This is a genomic window from Streptomyces sp. SYP-A7185 (assembly GCF_046103685.1).
In the GTDB taxonomy this organism is placed as follows: domain Bacteria; phylum Actinomycetota; class Actinomycetes; order Streptomycetales; family Streptomycetaceae; genus Streptomyces.
Map to the genome: position 1 here is coordinate 4,601,692 of NZ_CP122310.1, position 26,417 is coordinate 4,628,108.

General features: G+C 71.0%; 24 protein-coding genes and 1 pseudogene. 11 read left to right on the forward strand and 14 right to left on the reverse strand.

Translation table 11 applies throughout. The features are described from left to right. Nucleotides 1–8: 8 nt before the first annotated feature. Nucleotides 9–167, reverse strand: a complete 159-nt coding sequence (locus tag QBL25_RS20060) for a hypothetical protein (protein ID WP_409058416.1) — start codon at nucleotides 165–167, stop codon at nucleotides 9–11. 259 nt (nucleotides 168–426) lie between these two features. Here QBL25_RS20060 and QBL25_RS20065 point away from each other — a divergent pair, with 259 nt between their 5' ends. After that, nucleotides 427–2,418 (forward strand): YncE family protein, encoded by a 1,992-nt coding sequence (locus tag QBL25_RS20065; protein WP_409058417.1) that lies wholly within the window; start codon nucleotides 427–429, stop codon nucleotides 2,416–2,418. 49 nt (nucleotides 2,419–2,467) lie between these two features. Here the strand turns inward: QBL25_RS20065 and QBL25_RS20070 are convergent, their stop codons facing one another. Next, entirely contained in the window at nucleotides 2,468–3,766 is a 1,299-nt protein-coding gene (locus QBL25_RS20070; RefSeq protein ID WP_409058418.1) for an MDR family MFS transporter, read from the reverse strand. A 187-nt stretch (nucleotides 3,767–3,953) separates the two neighbouring features. On the opposite strand from QBL25_RS20070, the gene QBL25_RS20075 reads away from it, so the two are divergent. Continuing rightward, entirely contained in the window at nucleotides 3,954–4,715 is a 762-nt protein-coding gene (locus tag QBL25_RS20075; protein ID WP_409058419.1) for a phosphoglyceromutase, read from the forward strand. 102 nt (nucleotides 4,716–4,817) lie between these two features. Here QBL25_RS20075 and QBL25_RS20080 read toward each other — a convergent pair whose 3' ends face one another. The 4 genes from QBL25_RS20080 to mshA all read right to left on the reverse strand — a co-directional run bounded on the left by QBL25_RS20080 (nucleotide 4,818) and on the right by mshA (nucleotide 9,026). Next, nucleotides 4,818–5,033: a hypothetical protein gene (locus QBL25_RS20080; RefSeq protein ID WP_409058420.1), complete on the reverse strand. Its 216-nt coding sequence runs from the start codon at nucleotides 5,031–5,033 to the stop codon at nucleotides 4,818–4,820. Nucleotides 5,034–5,186: 153 nt separating this feature from the next. Beyond that, nucleotides 5,187–6,905: a glycoside hydrolase family 55 protein gene (locus tag QBL25_RS20085; RefSeq protein ID WP_409058421.1), complete on the reverse strand. Its 1,719-nt coding sequence runs from the start codon at nucleotides 6,903–6,905 to the stop codon at nucleotides 5,187–5,189. A 218-nt stretch (nucleotides 6,906–7,123) separates the two neighbouring features. Continuing rightward, a complete protein-coding gene (locus tag QBL25_RS20090; RefSeq protein ID WP_409062718.1) occupies nucleotides 7,124–7,612 on the reverse strand; it encodes a YbjN domain-containing protein in 489 nt (162 codons plus the stop codon). Nucleotides 7,613–7,679: 67 nt separating this feature from the next. Beyond that, complete coding sequence (gene mshA, locus QBL25_RS20095) at nucleotides 7,680–9,026, reverse strand: D-inositol-3-phosphate glycosyltransferase (RefSeq protein ID WP_409058422.1); 1,347 nt, start codon at nucleotides 9,024–9,026, stop codon at nucleotides 7,680–7,682. A 297-nt stretch (nucleotides 9,027–9,323) separates the two neighbouring features. Here mshA and QBL25_RS20100 point away from each other — a divergent pair, with 297 nt between their 5' ends. From QBL25_RS20100 to QBL25_RS20110, 3 genes are all read left to right on the forward strand, one after another. Next, entirely contained in the window at nucleotides 9,324–10,121 is a 798-nt protein-coding gene (locus QBL25_RS20100; RefSeq protein WP_409058423.1) for a class I SAM-dependent methyltransferase, read from the forward strand. Nucleotides 10,122–10,473: 352 nt separating this feature from the next. After that, nucleotides 10,474–11,499: an NlpC/P60 family protein gene (locus QBL25_RS20105; RefSeq protein ID WP_409058424.1), complete on the forward strand. Its 1,026-nt coding sequence runs from the start codon at nucleotides 10,474–10,476 to the stop codon at nucleotides 11,497–11,499. Nucleotides 11,500–12,163: 664 nt separating this feature from the next. Then, entirely contained in the window at nucleotides 12,164–13,600 is a 1,437-nt protein-coding gene (locus QBL25_RS20110) for a SpoIIE family protein phosphatase (RefSeq protein ID WP_409058425.1), read from the forward strand. Between the two features lie 158 nt (nucleotides 13,601–13,758). Here QBL25_RS20110 and QBL25_RS20115 read toward each other — a convergent pair whose 3' ends face one another. From QBL25_RS20115 to QBL25_RS20125, 3 genes are all read right to left on the reverse strand, one after another. After that, a complete protein-coding gene (locus QBL25_RS20115) occupies nucleotides 13,759–14,094 on the reverse strand; it encodes a DUF2516 family protein (RefSeq protein ID WP_409058426.1) in 336 nt (111 codons plus the stop codon). 152 nt (nucleotides 14,095–14,246) lie between these two features. Beyond that, nucleotides 14,247–14,843: a hypothetical protein gene (locus tag QBL25_RS20120; protein ID WP_409058427.1), complete on the reverse strand. Its 597-nt coding sequence runs from the start codon at nucleotides 14,841–14,843 to the stop codon at nucleotides 14,247–14,249. A gap of 99 nt (nucleotides 14,844–14,942) precedes the next feature. Further along, the gene (locus QBL25_RS20125; RefSeq protein ID WP_409058428.1) at nucleotides 14,943–15,476 is read right to left on the reverse strand and encodes a helix-turn-helix domain-containing protein; all 534 of its coding nucleotides are present in this window, start codon (nucleotides 15,474–15,476) and stop codon (nucleotides 14,943–14,945) included. Nucleotides 15,477–15,810: 334 nt separating this feature from the next. Here QBL25_RS20125 and QBL25_RS20130 point away from each other — a divergent pair. The 3 genes and pseudogenes from QBL25_RS20130 to QBL25_RS20140 all read left to right on the forward strand — a co-directional run. Beyond that, nucleotides 15,811–16,287, forward strand: a pseudogene (locus QBL25_RS20130) (hypothetical protein); the annotation flags it as partial. A 273-nt stretch (nucleotides 16,288–16,560) separates the two neighbouring features. After that, on the forward strand, nucleotides 16,561–16,980 hold the full coding sequence (locus tag QBL25_RS20135; RefSeq protein WP_409062719.1) for a helix-turn-helix transcriptional regulator: 420 nt from the start codon (nucleotides 16,561–16,563) through the stop codon (nucleotides 16,978–16,980). Between the two features lie 10 nt (nucleotides 16,981–16,990). Next, the gene (locus QBL25_RS20140; protein WP_409058429.1) at nucleotides 16,991–17,407 is read left to right on the forward strand and encodes a VOC family protein; all 417 of its coding nucleotides are present in this window, start codon (nucleotides 16,991–16,993) and stop codon (nucleotides 17,405–17,407) included. Between the two features lie 79 nt (nucleotides 17,408–17,486). On the opposite strand, the gene QBL25_RS20145 is transcribed toward QBL25_RS20140, so the two are convergent. Then, the gene (locus QBL25_RS20145) at nucleotides 17,487–17,948 is read right to left on the reverse strand and encodes a pyridoxamine 5'-phosphate oxidase family protein (protein WP_409058430.1); all 462 of its coding nucleotides are present in this window, start codon (nucleotides 17,946–17,948) and stop codon (nucleotides 17,487–17,489) included. A gap of 49 nt (nucleotides 17,949–17,997) precedes the next feature. Continuing rightward, on the reverse strand, nucleotides 17,998–19,137 hold the full coding sequence (locus QBL25_RS20150; protein WP_409062720.1) for a helix-turn-helix domain-containing protein: 1,140 nt from the start codon (nucleotides 19,135–19,137) through the stop codon (nucleotides 17,998–18,000). 131 nt (nucleotides 19,138–19,268) lie between these two features. On the opposite strand from QBL25_RS20150, the gene QBL25_RS20155 reads away from it, so the two are divergent. Next, a complete protein-coding gene (locus QBL25_RS20155) occupies nucleotides 19,269–20,207 on the forward strand; it encodes an NAD(P)-dependent oxidoreductase (RefSeq protein ID WP_409058431.1) in 939 nt (312 codons plus the stop codon). A 238-nt stretch (nucleotides 20,208–20,445) separates the two neighbouring features. Continuing rightward, nucleotides 20,446–21,921 carry a peptidoglycan D,D-transpeptidase FtsI family protein gene (locus tag QBL25_RS20160; protein ID WP_409058432.1) on the forward strand — a complete coding sequence of 492 codons (1,476 nt, stop codon included), beginning with the start codon at nucleotides 20,446–20,448 and terminating at the stop codon, nucleotides 21,919–21,921. Nucleotides 21,922–22,011: 90 nt separating this feature from the next. Here QBL25_RS20160 and QBL25_RS20165 read toward each other — a convergent pair whose 3' ends face one another. From QBL25_RS20165 to QBL25_RS20175, 3 genes are all read right to left on the reverse strand, one after another. After that, on the reverse strand, nucleotides 22,012–22,869 hold the full coding sequence (locus tag QBL25_RS20165; RefSeq protein ID WP_409058433.1) for an SRPBCC family protein: 858 nt from the start codon (nucleotides 22,867–22,869) through the stop codon (nucleotides 22,012–22,014). A 6-nt stretch (nucleotides 22,870–22,875) separates the two neighbouring features. Further along, nucleotides 22,876–23,259, reverse strand: coding sequence for an ArsR/SmtB family transcription factor (locus tag QBL25_RS20170; RefSeq protein WP_409058434.1), 384 nt, complete (start codon nucleotides 23,257–23,259; stop codon nucleotides 22,876–22,878). A 128-nt stretch (nucleotides 23,260–23,387) separates the two neighbouring features. Next, nucleotides 23,388–25,490: a HelD family protein gene (locus QBL25_RS20175; protein ID WP_409058435.1), complete on the reverse strand. Its 2,103-nt coding sequence runs from the start codon at nucleotides 25,488–25,490 to the stop codon at nucleotides 23,388–23,390. A gap of 263 nt (nucleotides 25,491–25,753) precedes the next feature. On the opposite strand from QBL25_RS20175, the gene QBL25_RS20180 reads away from it, so the two are divergent. Continuing rightward, the gene (locus tag QBL25_RS20180) at nucleotides 25,754–26,380 is read left to right on the forward strand and encodes a TetR/AcrR family transcriptional regulator (protein ID WP_409062721.1); all 627 of its coding nucleotides are present in this window, start codon (nucleotides 25,754–25,756) and stop codon (nucleotides 26,378–26,380) included. Nucleotides 26,381–26,417: the final 37 nt, after the last annotated feature.

Consider the following 26,417-nt stretch of genomic DNA (forward strand, 5'->3'; position numbering starts at 1 on the left):
CGTGGGCGTCAGCCGCAGCCGCCGCCGCACTGGCACGATCCGCCCGACTGGCAGCCGCAGCCGCAGCCCGAGCCGCAGCCGCAGGAGCCAAGGAGCACGAGCGTGGGCAGGCCCGGCGTGACGACCGACTGCTCGGGCACGGATTCGGTCTTGGGGGACGCGGCCATGGGTCTCCTCCTCGAGGGCGTACTGCCTGATGCCCGTTCCATGCCCACCGGAGAGGGGCGCACCAACGGCGCACACGCGCGTGCCGAGACCCCGCCGCACCGGACGCGGACGCTCCACACCGGTCCCGGAGTCCCAAAACCCACTCGTGAAACTCCCTCCACAACCTTCACGGGGATGCCTTACTGTGAGGGCCCCGTGATCGGGGTTCAAGGCCCAGGCGTCTGACCTGGGTTCTTCTTATGTGGGGGGTCACATAACGTGCGTACGCGCACCATCTCGACCGCGACAGCGCTCGCGGTCCTCTTCAGCTCCGCGGCGCTCGTCGCGGTGACGTCCGCCCCGGCCGCGGCGGACTCGTGGAAGCTCCTGAACGTGAAGTCGGCGGGCGACGTGCTCGTGGACGGGGAGCACCAGCGCGTCTACGTCTCCGACCCGCGCGGCGGCAAGATCGTCGTCACGGACTACACCGGCGTCGTCAAGGCCACCCTGGACGGGCTGCCGGACGTCGAGGGCCTCGCCCTCTCGCCCGACTCCGGCCAGGTGTACGCGGCCGTGGCGGGGCTCAACAAGATCGTCTCCGTGGAGACGTCCTCGTACACCCAGAGCGCGAGCTACGCCCTCGACGGCGCCGAGAAGCCGCGCACGCTCGCCCTGGCGAGCGGCAAGCTGTGGTTCGGCTACGGCCCGTCCGCCGCAGGCGGCATCGGGTCGCTCGACCTCTCCGGCGCCGAACCCGTCGTCACGCTCGGCCAGGACGGCGACGCGAGCTTCTACTCGGCTCCCGAACTCGGCTCCGACCCCGACTCGGGCGTCCTCGTCGCCGGCGAGAAGGACACCAGCAGCGACGCCCTGACCGTGTACGACGTGTCGGGTCCGAAGGCCGAGCTGAAGGTCTCCAAGCCGGTGGAGGGCGGCTTCTTCGACGACATCGCGGTATCCCCCGACGGGACGCAGGTCGTCACGGCCAGCGGCTCCCCGTACTACCACCCGGTGTACTCCACCACGGACCTCGCTCCCCTGGGCCGCTACGACTCCGGGGACTACGGAACCGCCGTGGACATCGCCCCGGACGGCACCGTGGCGGCGGGCACCTCCTCCTGGTATGGGCCGGACGTGCACATCTACCGCCAGGGCAAGTGGTCCAAGGTGCGGGAGTACGACTTCCCGAACACCGGCAACAGCAGCGGCTCGGACACGCTCGTCGACGGCGGCTTGGCCTGGGCCCCGGACGGCAGCCGCCTTTTCGCGGTCTCCGAGAACAGCGAGGGGGTCTTCTCGCTGCGGGTCCTGACCGAGCCGGGCAAGTCCCTGCCCAAGCTCACGGTCGCCGCCCCCGCGCAGGCGCCCCGCGCCAAGTCCCTCACCGTCACCGGCAAGCTCGCCGACACGGCGACGCCGCTGCCCGCCGGGACCGAACTGACGGTCACGCGCAAGGACGTGGACTCCCCGGACGGCAAGAAGCTGCCCGCGGTGAAGACCAAGGCGGACGGCTCCTTCTCGTTCACCGACACCCCGCCCGCCGGCGGCAAGGTGACGTACAAGGTCGCGTACGCGGGTGACGCCTCGCACGCCGCGACCTCCGGTTCGGACACGGTCGAGGTCTCGCGGTCCAAGACCACGCTGACGCTGAACAAGAACGGCAACGTCTACTCGTACGGGGCCGACGTCTCCTTCACCGCGCACCTGGGCAGCACGTACAAGAACCGTACGGTCGAGATCTGGGCCAATCCCTATGGCTCCGACAAGCCGAACAAGCTGGTCAAGAAGGGGGTCGTCAACTCGCGCGGCGACCTGTCGGCCACGGTCGACATGAAGCGCGACACGACCGTGACCGCCGTCTTCGCGGGCGACGCCCGCTACGCCTCCAAGAAGGCCACGTCCACGGCGGGCGCCAAGGTGCAGGTCTCCACCGCCGTCTCCAAGCACTACAAGACGGGCAAGATCGGCTCCACGAAGTACTACTACTTCCACAAGAACACCGACCCGGTCCTCACGACGTCGATGACGTACTACCAGGGCCGCAAGCACCGCTTCCAGCTGGAGGTGCGCGTGGACGGCAGGTGGCGTTCCGCGGGTGCTTCCGAGTACTTCGGCCTCGGCACGAACGGCAAGTCCGCGGTGCGCCTGGAGGCTCCCGGCGAGTCGGGCATCCGGGCGCGGATGCGTGCGTCGTACGTGAACGGGTCGTCGGGGGACAACGTGAACTCGACGACGCACGGGTCGTGGAGGTACCTGAACTTCACCCGGTGACCGATCGGTTCACCGGGTGACCGATCGCTTCACCCGGTGACCGAACGCTTCACCGGGTGACACCGGGGATGCTGTCGGCGACCGCGTCGGGTGCGGGGACGGTGGGTGCGGGGACGGTGGATGCGGGCACCGCACCCACCGTCTCTTCTTCGGGCAACCCCCTCATCAGCGACCAGTAGCCGAGGGCGGCGACGGTGCCGATGACCGCGCAGGTGCCCCAGAGCCACTCCGCTCCGAAGCGGTCGATGACGAAGCCGGACATCAGCGGGGCGACGAGCGCGGCGACGGCCCAGGACAGCGTGTACATGCCCTGGTAGCGGCCCCTGCCGTGGAGCGGGGAGAGCCGTACGACGAGGCCGGTCTGCGTCGGGGCGTTCACGATCTCGGCGAGGGTCCAGACGCACACCGTCAGGGCGAAGACGCCGATGGACCCGGCGAAGGCGGTGAGCCCGAAGCCGTAGCCGGCGAGCAGCGCGGAGACGACGAGCAGGCGCTGCGGGTCGCGGTGTTCGATGAACCGGGTGACGGGGATCTGGAGGGCGACGATCAGGACGCCGTTGACGGCGATCGCGAGGCCGTAGTCGGCGGGCGTGAACCCGGCCTCTCCCATGGCGACGGGCAGGCCCACGGAACCCTGCATGAAGATCAGCGCGATGAGGAACGAGAGCCCGACGACGCCCATGAAGCGCCCGTCGCGCAGGACGGTCCCGAGCCCGACGTCCGGCTCCGCCTCCTTCTCCAGGGCGGTCCGCACGGGCCGCGACTCCGGCAGCTTCGCGAAGACGACGACGGCGCAGACCATGGTCATCGCGGCTTCGATGAGGAATCCGGCGAGGTAGCTGAACTCGGCGATGAAACCGGCGCCGGTGGACGAGATGGCGAAGCCGAGGTTGATGGCCCAGTAGTTGAGCGAGAAGGCCCGCACCCGGTCCTCGGGGCGGACGATGTCGGCCATCATCGCCTGGACGGCGGGGCGCGAGGCGTTGCTGGCCATGCCGACGAGGAAGGCGACGGCCGCGATGGCCAGGGGGTCCTTCATGAAGCCGAGGAGGGCGACGGACAGGGCGGTGGAGGCCTGGGCGATGAGGAGGGTGGGGCGCCGCCCGAGCCGGTCGGTCATCACGCCCGCGCCGAGCGAGGAGATGACGCCGCCGAGGCCGTGCAGGGCGGCGACGAGGCCGGCGTACGTGGCGGAGTAGCCGCGGTCGAGGGTCAGATAGAGCGCCATGAAGGTGGCGACGAAGGCGCCGAGGCGGTTGACGAGGGTGCTGGTCCACAGCCACCAGAACTCGCGGGGAAGACCGGAGACGGACTCCTTGGCGGCACGTCTCAGGGCGGCGAGTGGCATCGGGTCCCCCACAGGATCAGCGGCAAGCATGTAAGTGTCGCTAGCGACGAGCGAACATTACGACTTCCGTGTGCGGAAGAGCCAGCGGATTAACAGAACCCGTCAACTGTCCGCGAGCCGGTGGCCGCGCTGTCCGGGCTGCGGGCGGACGCGCGGGGCACCCGGGGGTTCGATTACGCTCAGGGGCATGGCCGACGCACCGTACAAGCTGATCCTCCTCCGTCACGGCGAGAGCGAGTGGAACGCGAAGAACCTGTTCACCGGCTGGGTGGACGTCAATCTCAACGAGAAGGGCGAGAAGGAGGCGGTCCGCGGCGGTGAGCTGCTCAAGGACGCCGGCCTGCTCCCCGACGTGGTCCACACGTCACTCCAGAAGCGCGCGATCCGCACGGCCCAGCTGGCGCTGGAGTCCGCGGACCGCCACTGGATCCCGGTCCACCGCAGCTGGCGCCTGAACGAGCGGCACTACGGCGCGCTCCAGGGCAAGGACAAGGCGCAGACGCTCGCCGAGTTCGGCGAGGAGCAGTTCATGCTCTGGCGCCGCTCGTACGACACCCCGCCGCCGGCGCTGGACCGCGACGCGGAGTACTCCCAGTTCTCCGACCCGCGCTACGCGACGCTCCCGCCGGAGCTGCGCCCGCAGACGGAGTGCCTCAAGGACGTCGTCGTCCGCATGCTCCCGTACTGGTTCGACGGCATCGTCCCGGACCTCCTGACCGGCAAGACGGTCCTGGTCGCGGCCCACGGCAACTCGCTGCGCGCCCTGGTCAAGCACCTGGACGGCATCTCGGACGAGGACATCGCGGGCCTGAACATCCCGACGGGCATCCCGCTGTCGTACGAACTGAACGAAGACTTCAAGCCCCTGAAGCAGGGCGGCACGTACCTGGACCCAGAGGCAGCAAAGGCAGCCATCGAGGCAGTAAAGAACCAGGGCAAGAAGAAGTAAGCCCACGGCTTCGGGCCCCCTGCCTGCGGGTTCTCCGCTGGTAGGGGGCTTTTTGCTGTTGCCTGGAGTCAGGGGGTGCCTGGGGTCAGGGGGTGCCTGGGGTCAGGGGGTGCCTGCGTCTGTTATTCCCTGGGCCAGTTGGCCCACGGCGTTCAGGATCCATTGGCCGAAGGCCGTGGGGGCGATCAGGACGCCGAAGACCAGGACGATGGCCACCGTCAGCTGCTCGTCGGTCCGTTTGCGGGCCTGGGTGCGCCTGCGTAGTCGCACGACGATGATGACCGCCAGCAGAACCGCGAGGTTGATCGTCAACACCATCGGCCAGCCCTCCCCATCAGGCCTTCGGGAAAGAACGTCCCAGCTACGTCCCCAGCTTTCCTGTTTAGCCGGAACTCCGTGATGGGCGCACGCAGTTGAGTGTGGGTTGGCGGCAAAACGTCCGTCGGGGGCCGAATCGGTGGACTTGTCAGGTCAGGGGTGCAGCTCGCGCTGCGCCTCGTACAGGTTGCGGGGGCGGACCGTGCCCGTCGTTCCGTACAGCTCCAGGCGGGCGTGGAGAGGGCCGGTGAAGTCCGGTACGTCGGTCTGGTCGAACTCGCGGACCTCGTTGATGCCCACCGTCGCGCTGTACGGGGCCAGGCCGTCTATTTTCATCAGGCCCGCCCGCTCGTTCGTCACGCGGATGTTCCAGTGGGTGAAGCGGGCGCCGAAGAGGGGGCCCGCGCTGGCGTCTCCGCCGTGGCGGCCGTTGTTCTCGACCGTGATGTCCGTGCGGACGTTCGCGAACGGCATGCCCCGGTGGCTGTCGAACGTGCCCATCTCCATCTCGCCCCGCGACCAGACGTTGTAGGAGGAGAGGCCTTCCACGTTGATGCCGTGGAGTTGGGTGCCCGGCGGCGCCGGAGTCGTGCGCCGCGCGACGCGGAAGTCCTCGGTCAGGTTGTCGTGCGAACCCTCCCGGCAGAAGTACGGATGGTGCGCACCCCTGCCCTCCACGCGCGTGCGCCGCAGCGTGCAGGCCGAAGCCGCCACCAGGCCGAAGCCGTTGTCCACGTGACGCACCACCACGTCGTCCGCCCAGCAGTCGTACGCGCACTGGAACGTGACCCCGTTATAGCCCCGGTCCAGGAGGTGGGGTGACTGCGGGGTCTCCACCGCTTCCAGCGTGAGCGCCTCCACCCCCGCCCCCGTCAGCGCCCCCACGTGCGTCGTCAGCCGCGGGTCCCATTCCTCGCGTACGTCCAGGGGGAGCGGGCGCTCCAGCGTGACGCTGCTCCTCTTCACCGACGTCACCCTCACCGGCCACTCGTACGGGACGTACGACGTCAGCTTCGTCTTGTCGTCCCAGGTGTACGCCTCGGGCCCCTCGCCCCCGCCCGCCATGTGCTCCAGAAGCGTGTGGTCCGCGTCGTCCGCCAGGCGGAGAAGGACCAGGTCACCGCGGCGGAGTGCGGACGGGTCCGTGACCCTCAGGGTGCGGTCGCCCCGCCTCGCGGGGGCGACCGTCGTCAGCGTCCGCCACTCGTCACGCTTGTTGCCCGTCCAGCCCTCGAAGGGCCACGCCTTCGCCTTGATCGCCTCCGTCAGCGACTCCCAACGGGAGCGCGGGCAGAGCCAGATGAGGCCGCCGGCCCAGGACCAGCTCGACTTGTCGCCGCCGTAGCGCGAGCCGTAGGGGCCGATCAGTTCCGTGAGGTTCTTCGTCGCGTGCAGGGTGGTGCGGGCGCTGCCCGCTCCCCTCAGGACCACGTCGTCGTGGGCGATGCGGATCACGTCGTCGATGCGGTACCTGCCGGGCGGGACGAGGACCGTGCCGCCTCCCCGCGCGCCCGCGTCCGCCAGCGCGCGGTTGATCGCGGGTGCCGCGTCCTCGGTTCCGTCGGGCTTCGCCCCGTAATCCCGCACGTTCGCGACCACCTTGGGGCGGGGCAGGCGCCGGGCGCCGGCACGGGCGCCCGCTCGGGCCACGTAGGGGATCTGCGGGTGGGTGTACGGGGTCGCCCTGAACTCCCGCCACAGGGCCGGGGTTTCGCCGGGCCCCGCCATACCCGCGTAGGCCCCCGCCGCGTTTCCGGCCGCCCACGCCGTCCCGCCGGTCGCCCCCGTCGCGGCCACCGCCGCCACGGCTATCGCCCCACCGAGCACGCCCCGCCTACTGGGCTGACCCTTGCCGCCCGTACCCCTGTCCATGCCCGCCGCCACCTTCCATGGATGTGAACACCATTCATGTCTGCGATGGCGGCGAGCATGCCACGGGAGCTCCACGCGGGGAAGATGTCCCGCACGGCGCGCATGTTCCGCAGGGAACGGCGCGCATGTTCCGCAGGGACACGAGGGCTCTGGGGCTCTGGGGCTCTGGGGCTCTGGGGCTCTGGGGCTCAGGGGCTCAGGGGCTCATCGGGGATTTACTAGCCCTGCGGCTGGGTCAGATGGCTGAACGCGTCCAGGTTCCGCGTGGACTCCCCCCGCGACACCCGCCAGGCGTACTCCTTGCGGATCGCCGACGCGAATCCCAGCTCCAGGAGGGTGTTGAAGGAGCCGTCCGCGTTCTCCAGGACCGAGCCGAGCAGACGGTCCAGCTCCTCCGGCGTGACCGCCGCGAGCGGCAGCTTGCCGGTGAGGTAGATGTCGCCGAGGGAGTCGATCGCGTAACTCACGCCGTACAGGCGGAGGTTCCGCTCCAGGAGCCAGCGGTGCACCGCGTCGTGGTTCTCGTCCGGGTGCCGGATCACGAACGCCATCAGCGTGAGCGCGTGCTTGCCGACCTTGAGGGAGAGGGTCGTGGAGAGCTTGCGGGTTCCGGGGAGCGTCACCACGTACGAGCCGGCTTCCGGGGTCTCCCACGCCAGGTCCGCCTCGGTCAGCGTCCCCTCGATGATCGCCGCCGCGTCCTTCACCGCCGCGTCCCGCGCCGCCGTTTCGTTCACCGCCGCGCCCTTGGATGCCGCGTCCCTCGCCGCCTCATCAGCCATGATGCGAGCGTACGCGACGCCTGTGCTCGTGCACGGCCGCCGTGTACACGTCGGCCGTGGCCGACGCGGCCGTGTCCCAGCCGAAGGACTGCGCGTGCCGTGCCGCCGCGTCGCCCATGCGGTCCACGAGGTGGGGGTTCTCGGCGAAATCGCGCAGCACGCGCGCGTAGTGGGCCGGTTCGTGGCCGTCGACCAGGAAGCCCGTCACCCCGTCGCGTACGGCGACGGGCAGACCGCCCACCGACGCCGCGAGCACCGGAGTGCCCGCCGCCTGCGCCTCTATCGCCACCAGGCCGAACGACTCGCTGTACGAGGGCATCACCAGGACCGAGGCCGCGCGGAACCAGTCCGCGAGCTGCTCCTGGCCCACCGGCGGCTGGAAGCGGACCACGTCCGCGATGCCCAGCCGGGCGGCCAGCTTCTGGAGCCCCTCGGGCTTCGCGAGCCCGCTGCCGCTGGGGCCGCCCACCACGGGGACGACGATGTTCGAGCGCAGCTCGGGGCGCTGGTCCAGGAGGACTGCGACCGCGCGGAGCAGTACGTCCGGCGCCTTGAGGGGCTGGATGCGGCCCGCGAAGAGCGGGACCAGGGCGTCCTGCGGCAGGCCGAGGCGGTGGCGGGCCGCCGCGCGGCCGTCGGCGGGGCGGAAGCGGTCGAGGTTCACGCCGGGGTGGACGACGGCGACCTTGCCCGCGTCGGCCTCGTAGTGGCGTACGAGTTCGTCGGCCTCTTCGGAGGTGTTGGCGATCAGCCGGTCGGCCGCCCGTACGATCTGCGTCTCGCCGATGACGCGGGCCGCGGGCTCCGGGGTGTCGCCCTCCGCCAGCGCCGCGTTCTTGACCTTGGCCATCGTGTGCATGGCGTGCACCAGCGGCACGCCCCAGCGCTCGGCGGCGAGCCAGCCGACGTGACCGCTGAGCCAGTAGTGGGAGTGGACCAGGTCGTAGTGGCCGGGGCGGTGGCCCGCCCAGGCCTGCATCACGCCGTGCGTGAAGGCGCAGAGCTGGGCGGGCAGCTCCTCCTTCGCCAGGCCTTCGTACGGACCCGCGTCGACGTGGCGCACGAGGACGCCCGGAGCGAGTTCCACGGTGGGCGGCAGGGCGCCCGTCGTGGAGCGCGTGAAGATCTCGACCTCGATGTTGATGGCCGCGAGGCGCTTGGCCAGCTCCACGATGTAGACGTTCATGCCGCCCGCGTCGCCCGTGCCGGGCTGGTGCAGCGGGGACGTGTGCACGCTGAGCATGGCGACCCGGCGGGGGCGCCGGTGGGAGCCGGGGAGCCGCAGCCTGCTGGGCACTGCCGGCGAGCGACGGCCGAGCCTGGTCACGTACTGGCTCACGTGGCGGTCCTCCTTGTGCGCGCGCGGGCATGGCTTAAGGGAGGGCGTGCACGGTCCTCCAGAGGGAGAACATCGGAAGGAGCAGCTCCATTTCCTCTTTGCCAAATCATTACTGGTTGCGTCTCAACCGATTACCTCAGGCGACGCCTATGCCTCAGGCGACGCGTTTGCCTCAGGGGGCGCCTATGCCTCACGCGGCTCCCGTGGCCTCGCATGGCCCCCGTGGCCTCACACGGTTCCCGCCGCGTCACACGGCTCGACGCGTACCCCCTCCCCCACGGCGCATACCCTTTCCCCATGGCCTCCCGCACCCCTTCCCGCCCCGTGGGAACGGTGACGCGCGGGACCACCAACCCCAACCGGCTGCGCCGCATGGACCGCTGGATCGCCGCCACGCACGGGGCCCGGCTGCGCCGCTCCCCCGAGCCCGTCGCCGTCGACCTCGGTTACGGGGCCGCCCCCTGGACGGCCGTCGAACTGCTGGCCCGTCTCAGGACCGCCGCCCCGCACGCGCGCGTGGTCGGCGTCGAGATCGATCCGGCGCGGGTCGAGGCCGCGCGGCCGTACGAGCGCGAGGGGCTCTCCTTCCGGCACGGCGGCTTCGAGGTCCCGCTGCCGGGCAGGCCCCTGCTGATCAGGGCCGCGAACGTGCTCAGGCAGTACGACGAGGAGCAGGTCGCCGCCGTGTGGGAGCGGCTGTGCGGGCGGCTGGCACCCGGCGGGCTGCTCGTGGAGGGGACGTGCGACGAGATCGGACGGCGCCACGTCTGGGTGGCGCTGGGACCACAAGGGCCGCGCACGGTGACCTTCGCGACCCGCCTCGGCTCGCTCGACCGGCCGTCCGACCTCGCCGAGCGCCTGCCCAAGGCGCTGATCCACCGGAACGTTCCGGGCGAGCCGGTGCACGCGTTCCTGCGCGACTTCGACCGGGCCTGGGCGGCTGCCGCGCCCTACGCCTCGTACGGCGCCCGGCAGCGCTGGATCAGGGCGGTACGGACCCTGACCGCGGACTGGCCGGTGGCGGACCGCCCCGCACGGTGGCGGCAGGGCGAAGTGACCCTGCCGTGGGAAGCGTTGGCCCCGCTTCAGAGGTGAGCGGAGGCCGTTCGGAGGCAGGCACGGGGTGCCGCCGGAAGAACGCGTGGGCCTCCGGCGGGTGAACGGGTCGGCCGCCGGCAGGTGAATGCGCCGCGCACCGGCGGGTGAATGCGGGGGGACACCGGCGGGTGAATGCGGGGGACACCGGTGGGTGAACTCCCCGTGCGGTGTGCCGCGGAGGGAACGATCTACGAGTGCCGTTCGTCACAGGGGACGGGTGGGGATCGGAGTTGCCGTGGCGCTCTGTCGCATTGCGCGTCGGCATGGCACCATCCCCGGGCAACCGTAAGTTACTGACGGTAAATCAGCTTTGGGGGAGGCGGACGTGACCGGCAAGCGGAGTTCGACTGTGGCTGGCCTGGCGCTGATCTGCGCGGCAGTGGTGCTGAGCGCGCCGGGCGCGGCCTACGCGAGTCCGGCGAAGCCAACGCCCGGCAAGAACAAGTCCCTTGAGGACGTGCGCAAGGAGATCGAGAAGCTCTACCACGACGCGGGCGTCGCCACGGACGCGTACAACGCGGCGGAGGAGAAGAGCGAGAAGCAGTCCAAGCAGATCGTGAAGCTGGCCCGGTCCATCACCGAGGGCCAGCGGAAGCTGGACAAGCTCAAGTCGCAAGCGGCGGCAGCCGCCCGCGCCCAGTACCGCAGCGGCGGGGTCTCCTCCGAGGCCCAGTTGATGCTGAGCGACGACCCCCAGGAGTTTTTGGACGGCGCCGGACGGATGCGGCAGGGCCAGAAAGCCGCCAAGGGCATGATGACGGACATGGAGCGGACGCAGGAGGACCTGCGGATCTACGCCAAGGACGCCACCGCCCAGTGGAAAAAGCTCGAGGCCAACCGCAAGGCGAAGGCCGAGTCGAAGAAGAAGATCAAGAAGAAGATCGCGGACGCCGAGAAGATGGAATCGGGCCTCGAGAAGAAGGAGCGCGAGCGGCTCCGGAAGCTGGAGGAAGAGGCCCAGCTCAAGAAGCAGTCGGCGTGGGTGAGTTCGGGCGTCCTGAAGGACGTGAAGGGCAAGGCGACCGGGCCGGGCAAGAAGGCCATCGAGTTCGCCACCGCCCAGATCGGCAAGCCGTACGTCTGGGGCGCCGAGGGCCCCTCGTCGTACGACTGCTCCGGCCTCACCTCCAAGGCCTGGGCCGCCGCCGGCAAGGGAATTCCGCGTACGTCACAGGAGCAGTGGAAGCAGCTCCCGCGCGTCGACATCAAGAACATGCGCCCCGGCGACCTGATCATCTACCACGCGGACGCCAGCCACGTCGGGCTGTACGTGGGCGACGGCGCCATCGTGCACGCGCCGCGACCGGGACGTGACGTGACCGTCGCGGGCGCGGGATCGATGCAGATCCTGGGGGTCGTCCGGCCGGACAAGTAGGCGTTCGGGGCGGTTGCCGGGGGCCGCCGGGGCGGCTTCCGGGGGCCGCCGGGGCGGTTTCCGGGGCCCCCGGGCGGCGACGGGGGTGGTTTCCGGGCGCCGCCGGGGTGGGTTCCGGGGGCCTCCCGGGCGTCGCCGGGGCGGTTTTCGGGCGCCTCGGGGACGGCCTCCGGGCGTTGCCGGGGTGGTCTCCGGGTGCTGCCGGGGCGGTCTCCGAGCGCCTCCGGAGCGGGTTCCGGGCGCCGACGGGGTGGTCTCCAGGCGCCTTCGGCGCGGGTTCCGGGTGCCCGCCGGCACGGGTTCCAGGTGCCCGCCGGCACGGGTTCCAGGTGCCCGCCGGCACGGGTTCCAGGTGCCTCCGGCGCGGCTTCCGACTGCCGCCGGGGCGGTTTCGGGGACGTGCCCGGGGTCCGGGAGTCGACCTGTGGGCCACGTCATGTGACCCACCGCACCCTCGGCCCGCCGCTCAACCCTCCGGGCGTGATGTTCGTCATCCCTGTCAGGGGTAGTCGTGCCCAATTGCGGTCCTAGATGCGGCATATGACGCTGGCTCTTTGCCGAGCGCCATTCCAATCGGGCCTCGGCTAACGCTATGGTCCCCGTCGGTGGAGCGTTCGACCGTCGATCCACCATGCCCTCGGGGGGAGGGAAGGAAACCGAAGCCATGCCCGTACCCATACCGCGGCAGAGAGCGATCCCGGCCGCGGAAGGCGGTCAGGCTCACGCTCTGCCCACGCCGACCCAGACGCCTGCACCGGCGCCCGTGCAGGCTCCCGAAGTCGTACCCGCACCCGTAGGGCACCTGCCGACGTCCAAGGACACCGGTCGGCCGGCCGGCGACACCGACCCGGACGTCAGGGACACCGACCCGGAAGCCCGGGACACCGGCCAGCAGGCGAGCGGCCCCGGCCTCAGCCTCCTGGTGATCGAGGACGATCCGGTGGGCTCCTTGACCGTCCCGCAGATGCTCGACTCCGCGGGAAAGCCCATCCGGGTCCGCACCGCCCGCAACCTCACCGAGGCCGAGCGGCTGCTCACCGACGACGTGCACTGCATCCTGCTCGACCTGGCCCTGGCCGTCCCCGCCGCCTCCCCGGAGGAGGACGAGGACGAGCTCGCCACGCTCAAGCACGTCCTGCGCCTCGCGCCCCGGCACGCCGTCCTCGCGCTCACCGCGAGCGGCGACACCGAGGGCGGCGCGGAGGCCGTGCGCGTCGGCGCCCAGGACTACCTCTTCCGCGACGAGCTGGACGGGCGGCTGCTCAGCCGCGCCATCCGGTACGCCGTGGAGCGCAAGCGCGCGGACGCCGCCCAGCGCCAGCTGACGGAGTCGCGGCTGCGGGCCCAGGAGAACGCCCGGCTGGAGCGCGGCCTGCTGCCGACGCCGCTCCTGGACGGTTCGCCGCTGCGGTTCGCCGCGCGCTACCGCCCGGGACGGTCACGGGCCCTGCTCGGCGGCGACTTCTACGACACGGTGCGCACCCCCGACGGCTCCGTGCACGTCATGATCGGCGACGTCTGCGGCCACGGCCCGGACGAAGCGGCCCTCGGCGTCGAGCTGCGCATCGCCTGGCGGACGCTGACCTTCGCGGGCCTGTGCGGCGACGAGCTGCTCGGCACGCTGCAAAAGGTCCTGGAGCACGAGCGCGCCGACGACGAGATCTTCGCGACGCTCTGCACGGTCGACATCGCCCCGGACGGCCGCCGGGCCGGACTCTGCCTGGCGGGCCACCCGTCACCGCTGATCGCGCGCGACGGCCACCTCGCCGAGCTGCTGCCGTACGAGAACAACGGCCCGGCGCTCGGGCTCCTGCCGAACGCCCGCTGGCCGCGCCGCCAGGTGGAGCTGGGCGGCAAGTGGAGCCTGATGCTCTACACGGACGGCCTGATCGAGGGCCGCATCGGCCAGGGCAACCAGCGCCTGGGCCAGGACGGCATGGTGGCGATGCTGCGCCGCCAGATCGCCGCGGGCCTGCGGGGCGACGAGCTCCTGGAGGCCGCGGTGAACGAGGCGCGCGAGCTCAACGGCGGCGATCTGACCGACGACGTGGCCGTGCTGCTCCTTGACCGGGACTGGACCGGAACCGGGACCTGGACCTGAGTCTTTGAGCGGGGCCGGGCCGGCGGTCCTTGGACGGGGCCGGGGCCGGGGTCCTTGGACGGGGCCGAGGCCGGGGGTCCTTGGACGGGGCCGGGGCCGCGGAGCACTTGAACTGGACGGGACCGCGGAGTCCTTGAACTGGGCGGGGCCCGCCGTCTCTAGCGGCCGCCGTTGTACGGCCCGTACGGACCGTCGCTGCTGGAGCCGCGGCGTCCGCCGCCGCCCCCGCCGGTGATCTGCCGCAGCGCGGGCCGGACGTCGACCATGTAGACGATGGTCGCGATGAGCCCGATGATCGGCAGGAACGACAGGATGTTGAAGATCAGGTTCACGATGAAGGCGAGCCCGAGGATGATCAGCCAGAACGGCTTGGTCTTCTTGTCCGCCGCGCGATAGGCGTCCTCACGACGGATGGCCGCGTCGGCGAGCGCGAAGCCGCTGAAGACGATCAGCGCCAACGACAGCAGCCACATAAAGTTCGCGAACCCCTGCATCAGCACAACGTCCACCACCAGTCTCGGCTTTTGAAGCCATACACATCGTCGAAGCTCTTCAGTACGCGGACACCGTACCCGCTACCCGGAGAACGGGCCGGGCACTTCGAGAGTGCCCGGCCCGTCCCCGTGACAAGCGCCCTGCCACGCGCCTACTTGGCGGGCGGCGTGGTCTTCTTCGCCGCCGGCTTGCGGGCCGGGGCCTTCTTGGCTGCGGGCTTCTTCGCCGAGGCCGCGGCCTCGGGCGTGGCCGTGGAGGTGGCGGTCTCCGACGTGCCCGAGTCGGCGGTGGCCGGCTCCGGCTCGACGGCCACGGCGAGCTCGGTGATCTCCTCGGCGGCCTCGCCGCGCCAGGTGCGCACGGCCTGCTCGCCGTGCTCGGCGACCTCTTCGTACTTCTCGCGCGCCTTCACGGCGTACTCGGCGGCGACACCGACGGAGCTGAGGGCGAGGCCCTGGGCGCTCTCGCTCAGCTTCTTCAGGTCCGTGTCGAGCGTGCCGAACAGCTCGGAGAACCTGGCCTGGATGGTCTCCTGCGCCTCCTTGGCACGGGCGACGGCCTTGTCCTGGACGGCCTTGGTGTCGGTGTTGCGCACGGCGTCGAAACGGGCCGGGGCCTCGGCGATCAGCTGCTCGATGGCGCCCGGAACCTTCTTCGCCTGCTGGAAGGCCAGGTCGGCGGTGCCGACGACGAAGTAGGCGGGGGTGGTGTCGGTGAGGGTGTTGCGCAGGTCGTCCTTGATGGCCATGGCGATGGTCCTCCCGGATTCGCGTCAGCTCGGTCAGTTCGGTCAGCGTGCTCAAGCGCGGTCAGCTTGTTCAAGCTCATACGGCTTGCTCAAGCGCGGTCAGCTTGAGGGGTGGTCCTTGGTACGGGCATCACTGCCGTCGGCCGTGCGGGGGCCGTCAGCGGTGGCGTCCAGGTCATCCGCGGACAAGCCCTCGTCCGCGTAAGCCTTGTCGTCCACGAACGCCGATTCGTCCGCGTACGCGGTGTCATCCGCGTACGACGAGTCGTCGGCGTACTCCGAGACCTCGAAGCCGTTCTCTTTTCTGAACGACTCGTAGATCTGCAACAGGACCTGCTTCTGCCGCTCGTTGATGGAGGGGTCGGCGAGGATGACGGCGCGCGTCTCCAGCTCGTCCCGCTCCTTCTCGTCGAGGATCCCGGCCCGGACATACAGCGTCTCGGCGGAGATCCGCAGCGCCTTGGCCACCTGTTGCAGCACGTCGGCGCTCGGCTTTCGCAGGCCGCGCTCGATCTGGCTCAGATACGGATTGGACACTCCGGCGGCGTCGGCGAGCTGCCTGAGCGAGAGCTGGGCGTTGCGCCGCTGCTCCCGCAGGTACTCACCGAGATTGCCGACGTTGAGTGATGCCATGCGTCGATACTGCACGCCCCTTGCTAACTATTGCAAGCGCCTGCTTGCAAAAGTGCGCCACGCCACTGATCGTCACCCCCTCGCGGCCGCACGCCTGGCGCCACGCAGGACACACATGGCGCCACACCGCGCCACATCGCACCACGCGTGACGCCATAAAGAACTCGACATGGCACCACTCGTGTGCCACGATGGCATCACCGCACAGGAACTGCTCAAGAAGCAGCTGGGCGCGACGAGTTCACGGGGCCGCATCAGTCAGTCAGTAGAGCCGCCGGAACCGGTCGAGGAAACCGAATTAACCGGAAGCGGAAGAAGAGGAAGGGGCCGGATCATGCGGACAGCACAGGATCGGCGGTCGGCGGCACCCGGCGCCTTCACCTCCTTCGCCCGCTTCGTGCTCTGCGGCGGCGGGGTGGGGGTCGCCTCCAGCTTCGCCGTGGCGGGCCTTGCCACCTGGCTCCCCTGGGCCATCGCCAACGCTCTGATCACCGTGGTTTCCACTCTCCTGGCCACCGAGCTGCACGCCCGCTTCACCTTCGGTGCGGGCGGCCGGGCGACCGGGCGTCAGCACGCGCAGTCCGCCGGGTCGGCGGCGGACGCGTACGCGGTGACCTGCCTGGCGATGCTGGTCCTCCAGCAGCTGGTCGCCTCGCCCGGCGCGCTGCTCGAACAGGTCGTCTACCTCTCGGCATCCGCGCTCGCCGGTGTCGCCCGGTTCGCGGTGCTGCGCCTGGTCGTCTTCGCCCGCACCCACCGCTCGCAGACCATGGCGGCGGTGCCAGTGGCGAGGACGGCGACGAAGACGGTGCCGGTGACGGTGACGGTGACGACCACAACGGCGCGTGCGACAGCGACGGCGCGTGTGCCTGCGACGGCGCGTCCGACGGTGACGAAGGCCGCTGCCTCTCCCCGCACCTCCCGCCCCGTGCAGACGGCCATGTCCCCCGCCCCGGCCCGGGCCGCCACCACCGCCGCGCTCTGCCCGGCGGCCTGACCTTCCCTCTCCCTCCAGGCCTCCGCCCGCGTCGCCGGCCGCCGCTTGTCCGCGGCGGTCGGTAACGTTTCTCGTGTGTCTGCGTCTGTGTCCCTTCCCGACCTCGTCCGCCTGCGCCAGGCCCGCGACCGGATGGACCGCGACTACGCGGAGCCCCTGGACGTCCCGGCGCTGGCCAGGGCCGCCCTGATGTCGCCGGGGCACTTCTCGCGCAGCTTCCGCGCCGCCTACGGCGAGACGCCGTACAGCTATCTCATGACCCGCCGCATCGAGCGGGCCAAGGCGCTGCTGCGGCGCGGGGATCTGTCGGTGACGGAGGTCTGCATGGCGGTCGGCTGTACGTCGCTCGGTTCCTTCAGCTCGCGCTTCACCGAGCTGGTCGGCGAGAGCCCCAGCGCGTACCGCGCCCGCGACCACGGCGACGGTGCCGCCATCCCTGCCTGCGTCGCCAAGATCCACACCAGGCCGGTCAGGAACGGAGAAGCGAAACCCGACGCGGGTACGTAGCGTCGGACCCATGGAAATCAACCTCGCACAGTGCTTCATCGCCGTCGACGACCACGACAAGGCCCTCGCCTTCTACCGCGACGTGCTCGGTCTCGAAGTGCGCAACGACGTCGGTTTCGAGGGCATGCGCTGGGTGACCGTCGCCTCGCCCTCCCAGCCCGACGTGGAGATCGTCCTCGAACCCCCGCTCGCCGACCCGAACGCCTCCGCCGCCGACCGGCAGGCCGTGGCCGAGCTCATGGCCAAGGGCATGCTGCGCGGTGTCATCTTCCGGACCACCGACGTGGACGGCGTCTTTGAGCGGATCCGCGCCGCGGGCGGCGAAGTGCTCCAGGAGCCGATGGACCAGCCGTACGGCGTCCGCGACTGCGCCTTCCGCGACCCGTCCGGGAACATGCTGCGGTTCAACCAGCCGCGGGAGAAGTAGGGGCCCGGCCCCTCTGGAACCTCTGGAACCTCTGGGGAAAGGGAAGCAGAGGGAGGCGGCGGCCGGGGCGTGGCAAGCCTTACGTCAGCCATGCCCCGTCACGCATGAGGAGCCTGCCGCTCAGCTCGTGCTCGCCGCGCCAGGCGCGCACCGTCCGCGGTGTCACGCGCAGGTACACGTAGGAGCCGTCCTCCGCGCGCGGGTCCCAGCCGAACTTGGTCGCGAACCCGTCCGCGGCGTCCGCCGGTACCTCGCCCGCCGGAAAGCACTCCGCCTCGCCCTGGACGAGCACCACGTCAAAGGTGTCCGGCAGTGCGAGGCGCACCCGGGGCTCCTCGCGCGCGTTGCGGACCGTCACGGAGGTCCCGCCGGTGCACAGCCACACCGCCCGGCCGTCCCAGCGGAACCACAGGGGTACTTGGTGCGGCCCGTGCTCCGGGTGAGCCGTCGACAGCCAGATGTCCCGCTCCCGGTCGAGGCGCTCCAGCGTCGCGCGCCTGCGCTCGGGGCCCTCGCGTCGGACGCTCTCCGTGTTCCGCATGATCACCGACCCTAGCCAGCGCTTCCGCACCGCGCATGGGGCCCGGGACCTACTCCTCGCGACCGACTCCGGTGCCGGCGAACGCGTCGCGGCCGCCACCGACGCCAGCACCAGCACCAGCACCAGCACCGACGCGTTCGCCCACGCCGACACCCGCACCCGCACCCGCACCGAACGCCCGCCGGTAGTCCCCCGGCGACACCCCCACCTGCTTGAGGAAGTGGTGCCGGAGGTTGTTCGCCGTGCCGAGGCCGCTCAGTTCGGCGATCTTGTCGATCGGGGCCGACGTCGATTCGAGGAGGCTCTGCGCACGCGCCAGGCGCTGGTTCAGGAGCCACTGGAGCGGCGTCGCGCCGGTGGCCGCCTGGAGCCTGCGGTAGAGGGTGCGCGGACTCATCGCCGCGCGCCGGGCCAGGTCGTCGACCGTCAGCGGCCGGTCGAGGCGGGCACGCGCCCAGTCGAGTACGGGCCCGAGCCCCTCGTCGTCCGTCGCGGGCACGGAGAGGTCGATGAACTGGGCCTGGCCGCCCGGGCGGTGGGCGGGGACGACCATGCGGCGGGCCAGCTGGTTGGCCACGTGCGCGCCCAGGTCCCGGCGGACCAGATGCAGGCACAGGTCCAGGCCCGCGCTGACGCCCGCGCTGGTCAGGACGTCGCCGTCGTCCACGTACAGGACGGAGTCGTCGACCTCCACCTTCGGGTAGCGCGCCGCCAGTTGGGCCGTATGCATCCAGTGCGCGGTGGCCCTGCGCCCGTCGAGCAGCCCCGCCTCGGCCAGCGCGAAGGCGCCGGTGCACAGGGAGACCATGCGGGCACCCGCCTCGTGGGCGCGACGCAGCGCCGCCGCCAAGCCGTCCGGCAGCGGGCGGCCCTCCTCCACGCAGGCGTCCGGCACGGACGTGACGATGACCGTGTCCGCCCCGACGAGGTCGTCCAGGCCGTGCGGCGTACGCACTGTCAGACCGAAGCTCCCCGCCCCGCCCTCGCCACCGCCACCGCCACGCGCGTCACCGTCCGCGCCACCGCCACGCGCGTCACCGCCCTCGCCTTCACCCTCGTACGCCCTGCACAGCCGGAAGTCGTACCAGTGGTCCGACAGGTCCGGCTGCGGCTTGCCGAACACCGTGCAAGGGATGCTCAGTTCGTACAGATCCCAGGACGGGATGGCTATCTCCTCGGTCACGACCAAGGCCACGGAACCAGCGCTCATACGCCGAGCGTAAGCCGCGCCCGAACCGTTTCAGCGCGTGGCAGGAATTTGGCGGTCACCGTCATCCCTGTCACTGTCCAGCGCCGCCGCCCGCTGCGAGCGTGGTCCACATGAACGCAGAGAACAGCACCTCCGCCCCGCAGAACACCGAGAAGACCCCCGTCACCGTCATCGGTCTCGGCAACATGGGCGCCGCCCTCGCCGCCACCCTCCTGGAGGCCGGCCACCCCACCACCGTCTGGAACCGCTCCCCCGCCAAGGCCGCCCCCCTCACCGCCCGGGGCGCCCGCCTCGCCGCCACCCCCGAAGAGGCCGTCGCCGCCAGCCCCTTGATCGTGGCCTGCGTGCTCGACGACACCGCCCTGCACGCCGTCCTCGACCCCGTGGTCGAGGCCCATCCCGGCTCCCTCACCGGAAAGTCCCTCGTCAACGTCGTCTCCGGCTCCCCGGAGCAGGCTGCCGACGCGGCGAAGTGGGCCGCTTCCCTGGGGCTCGGCTACCTCGACGGGGCGATCATGACCACGCCGCCGGGGGTCGGCAACCCCGAGATGATGTTCCTCTACAGCGGCTCCGCCGAGGTGTTCGAGACGCACCGCCCCACGCTCGCCGCCCTCGGCGACCCGCTTTACCTGGGTGAGGAGACGGGCCGCGCCTCGCTCTACGACGCCGCGCTGCTCGGCCTGATGTGGTCCACGTTCACCGGCTGGCTGCACGGCACCGCCCTGGTCGGCGCGGAGGCGACCCGGGCCACGGACTTCACCCCGGTCGCCGTCCGCTGGCTGCGGCACGCGGTCGCCGGATTCCTGGAGACCTACGCGGCCCAGGTGGACGCCGGGCACTACCCGGGGGACGACGCCACCGTCGACGTACAGATCGCGGCGATCGGGCACCTCATCCACGCGGCGGACGACCGGGGCATCGACAATGCGCTGCCCCGGCTCCTGAAGGCCACCATGGAGCGGACGAGCGCCGCCGGATATGGCTCCGACAGCTATGCAAGCGTGATCGAGGTCCTCCGCGGGCAGCAACGGGAGGGTGCCGGCGCATGACGGCCGCGCACCCCGGCGGGCGGCAGCCGGGCCCCCCTCGCGTGTGACCGTTCGGCAACAAAGGGGAGAAGAACCATGAACCCGGGCGCATGATGAAGCGTCGCCACATCCTGGGGTGCGTCGTGGCAACCTGATGGCAGCCTGGGGTCGTGTCCGTGATGGGTCTCGGTACGTGATCTCGGTACGTGATCTCGGTACGTGATGGTTCTCGGTACGTGATGGGTCTTGGGGGGACCGGATGAACAAGCCGTTGCGCCACATAGCTCTCTTCTGCGGGGTGCTCACGCTCGCCCTGCTCCTGCGGGCGACCTGGGTGCAGTTCGCCGAGGGCGAGTCGCTGGCGAAGCACGACAAGAACCGGCGCGTCCAGATCGAGGCCTTCTCCCACCCCCGCGGCGACATCATCGTCGGCGGCAAGCCGATCACCGGCTCCAAGGAAGTCAGCGGCACCGACTTCAAGTACCAGCGGGTCTTCAAGAACGGCCCCATGTACGCGCCGGTGACCGGCTACTTCTCGCAGGCCCAGGGCGCGACCTTCCTGGAGGGCGTCGAGAACGACGTCCTCAGCGGCGACGACGACCGCCTCTTCATCCGCCGCACCCTGGACATGCTGACCGGCGAGAAGCGCAAGGGCGGCGACGTCATCACGACCATCGACGCCAAGGCCCAACGGGCCGCCTACCAGGGCCTGGTGGATCTCAATGCCCGGGGCGCGGTCGTCGCGCTCGACCCGCGCTCCGGCAAGGTCCTCGCGATGGCGAGCACCCCCTCGTACGACCCCTCCGTCTTCGCCGGGATCTCGCAGAAGGAGAGCAAGGAGTTCACCAAGCTCCGGAAGGACAAGAACCAGCCGCTCTCCAACCGGGCGCTGCGCGAGATCTACCCGCCCGGGTCCACCTTCAAGATCCTCACCGCGGCGGCCGCCCTCGAACACGGCGTGATCGACGACATCGACGAGCCCACCGGCGCCAAGACCCCCTACAAGCTGCCGCTCAGCTCGACGACGATCGGCAACGATGTGCCGGGCGCCCCCTGCGACAAGGCCTCCCTGAAGGTCGGCATGCAGTGGTCGTGCAACAACGTCTTCCTCGACGCCGCGCTCAAGGTCGGTGACGACGACATGCGCGAGACGGCGGAGAAGTTCGGCTTCAACAAGCAGCAGTTCATCCCGGTGCGCTCGAACGCGAGCGTCTACCCGGACGGCCTCGACAAGCCGCAGACCGCCCTGACCGGCATGGGCCAGGGCAGCGTGACCAGCACGCCGCTCCAGATGGCGATGGTCGCGGCGGGCCTCGCCAACGACGGCAAGGTGATGAAGCCCTACATGGTGGAGGAGCTGCGCGGCCCGGACCTCACGACGATCGAGAAGGCCAAGCCGCAGGAGCTGGGCCAGGCCGTCTCCGAGGACACCGCGGGCAAGGTGCAGGAGATGATGGAGAACACCGTCGAGAAGGGCACGGCGAACAAGGCGCAGATCGACGGCGTGACGGTGGGTGGCAAGACCGGCACCGCCCAGCACGGCTCGAACGTCAACGACGAGCGGCCGTACGCCTGGTTCGTCTCGTACGCCAAGCAGGACGACGGCTCGTCGCCGGTCGCGGTCGCGGTCTTCGTCGACCCGAAGGACATGAACATCCCGCGCTCGGAGATCGCGGGCGGCAAGCTGGGCGCGCCGATCGCGAAGGCGGTCATGGAGGCGGTCCTGAACGACTGAGGTCGGCCCCGATCCCGAACGACTTCCGATCCCGAACGACTGAGGTCGGCCGCGGGCTCCCGGTCTCTTCCGCCGGGGGCCGCCGGCCCGTCAGTCCTCCAGGAGCCGGCCCGCCAGTCGTTCGATGCGGGCGTGCCAGTGGGCGAGCGCCTCGTCCCTGGCCCTCGCGCCGTCGAAGGGGCCGGTCTGCGTGAGGACGAGCCGGGTGCCGTACCCCGTGCCCTCGCCGAACTCCCAGCGCACCTCCCCCTTGGGATGCACGGCGTACGTGAGGGCCACCGGCTCCCGCAGCGCGGTGACCGGACCTGCGGACACGCCGTCCGCCAGGAAGCCGTCGGGCGCGGTGTCGCCCTCCAACGGAACCTCGCCGGAGCAGAGTTCGGCCCACACCGCGTCCGCGGACCGCACGAGCTGGCGCTCGAAGCGGATGCCGTCCTCGGTGATCTGCCCGTGGCCCAGGTCGAACTGCTCCAGATACGCCTCGTGCAGCTCGCCCGCGTCCCGGCTCACCTCGGCCCGCCCGCCGTCGAGGAACTGGCCGAGCGCCGAGACGCACAGCTGCCAGCCCGCGGCGAAGCTCGGGGCGCCGAAACGGTCGCCGAAGGTGTGGACGAGGGTCAGGAGCGAGCCGCGGCCGTCGGGGCCGTCCGGGGTGATCTCCCAGCGCAGGTGGTCGTCGCCCCAGGTGAAGGCGAAGAGCCGGGGCTCGTCCACGTCGGTGACCTCGCCGGTCATGCCGGGGCCCTCGTCACCGGGGAAGTGGAAGCCCATCGCGCCGCCGGGCCGCAGCTCCAGCGTCACCTCGGAGGGGAACCACTGGGCGAGGTGCTCCGGCCGGGTGATCGCGGCCCAGACCTCGGCGGGCGGGTGCGCGAGACGGCGCTCCATCCGCAGGACGCTGTGGCCGCCGTCCTCGTCGGGACTCAGGGTGTCGGAGTGCGGGTTCATGAGGGGTCACCGTCCATGGTCATCAGGATCCACCGCGAGGCGCCGTTCATCCACCGCGACGTATCGTTCGTCCGCCGCGAGATGCGGTTCGGCCGCCGCGAGATGCCTTTCGAGCGCGTCGAGTCGGTCCGTCCAGAGGTGCCGGTAGTGCGCGAGCCATGCGTCGAGCTCGGCGAGGGGCTCGGGCCGCAGCTCGTACCACCGGCGCTGCGCGTCCTGCCGCACCCGTACGAGACCCGCGTCGCGCAGCACCCGCAGGTGCTTGGACGTGCCGGGCTGGCTCAGACCGAGCCGCTCGGTGATCTCGCCGACCAGATGGGGACGCTCGACCAGCAGATCGAGGATCTTCCGGCGGCTCGGCTCGGCGAGGACGTCGAACGGTATGGGCATGCCCCCGAACATACTCCCATGGATATATAACCGCAACGGCATACACCCAGTCCCACCGCCACTGAGCCCTCAGCCCGCAACCCCCATCCCCAGCCCCCAGCCTTCGACCTTCGGCCTTCGGCCTTCAGTCAGACCTCCCACGGCAAGGGCCTCACATGCAGCACGTCGAGCCGCGATACCGCCCTGGTCAGGACCACGTAGAGGCGACTCGGCCCGCGGCTCTCCGCCTCCGCGATGGCGGCGGGTTCGACGGCCACCACGTGGTCGTACTCCAGGCCCTTCGCCATGGACGCGGGCAGTACCGTCACGCGCGCGCCCAGGTCGTCCGGCCCCGCGCTCTCGACGCCGGCCGCGGCGAGGGCGGCGCGCAGCCGACCGGTGTCGTTGTCGGCGGCGATGACGCCGACCGAGCCCTCGCGGGCCAGCGCGCCCCGCACCGCCTCGACGGTGGCGGCGGCCACGTCCCGTACCTGCCGGATCCGCAACTCACCGTCCGTACGCAGCGAACGCGCCGGCGGTACGTCGACGTCGAGCGAGGCGAGGACGCGGTTGGCGAGCCCCACGATGGCCTTCGGGACGCGGAAACCGGTGGTCAGGGGTGTGACGGTGGCGTCGGGTTTGCCCAGGTGGGCGAGGAGCCCGGGCCAGTCGCGGGCGGCCCACGGGGTGGTGCCCTGGGCGAGGTCGCCGAGGACGGTGAGCGAGCCGAAGCCGGCGCGGCGGGCGATGACGCGGGCCTCCATCGGGGAGAGGTCCTGGGCCTCGTCGACGACGATGTGCCCGTACCCGTCGGGCCGCTCAAGCAGCCCGTCGATCTCGTCGAGCAGCACGAGGTCGGCCGCGGACCACTTCGCCGACTTGTACGAACGCGGCGGCTTGACCCAGCCGATCGCGCGCCGCTCGCCCGCGTCGAGGATGCCGTCGGCCGCGGCGGCGAGGGCGGCCGGGTCGGCGAGCAGCTCGGCGAGCACCTCCTCCGGCTTGACCTTGGGCCAGGCCGCGTCGACGAAGGCGGAGACGGAACGGGCCCGGGAGATCTTCTGGAGCCAGGCGTTGTTCGCGGTGCCCGCGCGGCGCTCGGCCTGCTCCCGGATGTGCCGGACGGCCCGGGTGCGCACGCGCTCGCGGCCGACGGCGTAGGGAGGCTCCTCGGCGCGCACGTCCGCGATGATCCGCTCCAGGTCGTCGAGGGCGACCCGCCAGGTGTACGAACCGTCCGGCACAGCGATGGAGTCGGTGGGCGCCGTGACGCGCGAGTAGAGCGCGCGGCGCAGGACCTCCGCCATACGGGCGTCGTGCTTGACGGCGGCCGCGGCCGCGTCGTCACGGGCCCGCACCGGAGCGGTGGGCCGGGCGATCTCGTCCGCGACGGTGGACTGGCGGACGCCGGTCTCGCCGAGGGAGGGGAGCACTTCGGCGATGTAACGGAGGAAGGTGCGGTTGGGGCCGAGGATGAGAAGCCCGGTGCGCTGTACGCGCTGGGGGTGGGTGTAGAGCAGATACGCGGCGCGGTGCAGGCCGACCGCCGTCTTGCCGGTGCCGGGGGCGCCCTGGACGCAGACGGAGGCGGTGAGTTCGCCGCGGACGAGGTCGTCCTGCTCGGGCTGGATGGTGGCGGCGATGTCGCGCATCGGGCCGACGCGGGGGCGCTCGATCTCCCCGGCGAGGATGCGGCTGCCGCCGACTCCCTGGACCGGGGTGTGCGATTCGGCTGCCGAGGTGAGTGTGAGGGGTGCGAGGGGTGTGAGGGGTGTGAGGGGTTCGTCCTCCAGTCCTGTCAGGTCGTCGGAATCGCCCTTGCTGCCGGGGGCCCAGCCGAAGCGGCGGCGGACGGCGACGCCCTGGGGTTCGCGGGATCCGGCCTGGTAGAAGGCGCGGGAGACGGGGGCGCGCCAGTCGACGACGAGGGGCGGGGCCGAGGGGTGTTCGGTGATGCGGAGACGGCCGATGTGGTAGCTCTGCCCGCGGTGATCACCGGCTTCGGCGGCTGCCGGGCCGTCGGCGGCGAAGTCGAGACGGCCGAAGAAGAGGGGCGCGTCGGGGAGTTCGCGCATCGCTTTGGCGTGGCTGCGGAACTGGTAGCCGAGGACTTCGGCGTCGGCGCCGGACGCGGAGACGTCGGCGCCGTTGACGACCTGCTGCTCGGCGCCGTCGACCATGCCGGTGAGGGCGGTACGGCAGGTGTCGTGAAAGCGGCGTTCCTGGGCGAGGGCTTCGTCGGGTCGCGTCATGACGTCGAGAATAATGTAACCGAGTTAAATTTGTTGCCTGGTTAATTCCATGACTAGGTCAGATTCGTTACCACGACTCAGACGTGCGATAGGCTCCCGCCATGACGGACGAAGAAGCGGGCGCGGAAGCAGGCGCGGGAACGGGAGCGGGAACGGAAGCGGCTGCGGCTGCGGCTGCGGCTGCGGCTGCGGCTGCGGCTGCGGAGACCCGCGCGAAAGCAGACGCCCCCACCCCCGGCCTCCGCGAACGCAAGCGGCAGCGGATGTACCAAGCGGTCTCCGACGCGGCCATCGCGCTCTTCCTGGAGAAGGGCTTCGAGAAGGTGTCCGTCGCGGAGGTGGCGGCAGCCGCCGAGATCTCCAAGCCGACCCTGTTCCGGTACTTCCCGGCCAAGGAGGACCTCGTACTGCACCGGTTCGCCGATCACGTCGACGAGGCGGCGAGAGTGGTGGCCGCGCGCCCCGCGAGGCGCTCCCCCCTGGACGCCCTCCAGCGCAACTTCCTCGACGGCCTGGAGCGCCAGGACCCGGTGACCGGCCTGTGCGACAACGTCCACGTACTGGCCTTCCACCGCCTGCTGTACGGGACGCCGTCACTGGTGGCCCGGCTGTACGCGTACCAGGAGCGGTCGGAGGCGGCCCTGGGCGAGGCCCTGAGCGAGGCGGCGGCAGCAGCCAAGCCGGCCAGCGGCCGGCCGACCCCGGAGCCGGACCCCTTGCCCGCACGCCTGGCCGCCGGCCAGATCATCGCCGTACAGCGCATCCTCGCCCTGGAGAACTGGCGCCGCATCGACGCGGGCGAAAGCGCCGAGACGGTGTGGCCTGACGCGGTGGCGGCGACGAACAGAGCCTTCAGCCAACTACGGTCGGGGCTCGCGCGGTACGCCTAAGAACGCGGGCCGCCCCCACCTCACCGATCCCCCACCT

What these genes read in the sequence shown, in the direction of transcription:
- QBL25_RS20175 (WP_409058435.1), bottom strand. Translation starts at nt 25,490, where the DNA reads ATGACGCGACCCGACGAAGCCCTCGCCCAGGAACGCCGCTTTCACGAC.
- QBL25_RS20070 (WP_409058418.1), bottom strand. Translation starts at nt 3,766, where the DNA reads ATGCCACTCGCCGCCCTGAGACGTGCCGCCAAGGAGTCCGTCTCCGGT.
- QBL25_RS20165 (WP_409058433.1), bottom strand. Translation starts at nt 22,869, where the DNA reads ATGAACCCGCACTCCGACACCCTGAGTCCCGACGAGGACGGCGGCCAC.
- QBL25_RS20110 (WP_409058425.1), top strand. Translation starts at nt 12,164, where the DNA reads ATGCCCGTACCCATACCGCGGCAGAGAGCGATCCCGGCCGCGGAAGGC.
- QBL25_RS20120 (WP_409058427.1), bottom strand. Translation starts at nt 14,843, where the DNA reads ATGGCCATCAAGGACGACCTGCGCAACACCCTCACCGACACCACCCCC.
- QBL25_RS20180 (WP_409062721.1), top strand. Translation starts at nt 25,754, where the DNA reads ATGTACCAAGCGGTCTCCGACGCGGCCATCGCGCTCTTCCTGGAGAAG.
- QBL25_RS20080 (WP_409058420.1), bottom strand. Translation starts at nt 5,033, where the DNA reads ATGGTGTTGACGATCAACCTCGCGGTTCTGCTGGCGGTCATCATCGTC.
- QBL25_RS20140 (WP_409058429.1), top strand. Translation starts at nt 16,991, where the DNA reads ATGGAAATCAACCTCGCACAGTGCTTCATCGCCGTCGACGACCACGAC.
- QBL25_RS20160 (WP_409058432.1), top strand. Translation starts at nt 20,446, where the DNA reads ATGAACAAGCCGTTGCGCCACATAGCTCTCTTCTGCGGGGTGCTCACG.
- QBL25_RS20115 (WP_409058426.1), bottom strand. Translation starts at nt 14,094, where the DNA reads ATGCAGGGGTTCGCGAACTTTATGTGGCTGCTGTCGTTGGCGCTGATC.
- QBL25_RS20170 (WP_409058434.1), bottom strand. Translation starts at nt 23,259, where the DNA reads ATGCCCATACCGTTCGACGTCCTCGCCGAGCCGAGCCGCCGGAAGATC.
- QBL25_RS20155 (WP_409058431.1), top strand. Translation starts at nt 19,269, where the DNA reads ATGAACGCAGAGAACAGCACCTCCGCCCCGCAGAACACCGAGAAGACC.
- QBL25_RS20085 (WP_409058421.1), bottom strand. Translation starts at nt 6,905, where the DNA reads ATGGACAGGGGTACGGGCGGCAAGGGTCAGCCCAGTAGGCGGGGCGTG.
- QBL25_RS20145 (WP_409058430.1), bottom strand. Translation starts at nt 17,948, where the DNA reads ATGCGGAACACGGAGAGCGTCCGACGCGAGGGCCCCGAGCGCAGGCGC.
- QBL25_RS20100 (WP_409058423.1), top strand. Translation starts at nt 9,324, where the DNA reads ATGGCCTCCCGCACCCCTTCCCGCCCCGTGGGAACGGTGACGCGCGGG.
- QBL25_RS20125 (WP_409058428.1), bottom strand. Translation starts at nt 15,476, where the DNA reads ATGGCATCACTCAACGTCGGCAATCTCGGTGAGTACCTGCGGGAGCAG.
- QBL25_RS20075 (WP_409058419.1), top strand. Translation starts at nt 3,954, where the DNA reads ATGGCCGACGCACCGTACAAGCTGATCCTCCTCCGTCACGGCGAGAGC.
- QBL25_RS20060 (WP_409058416.1), bottom strand. Translation starts at nt 167, where the DNA reads ATGGCCGCGTCCCCCAAGACCGAATCCGTGCCCGAGCAGTCGGTCGTC.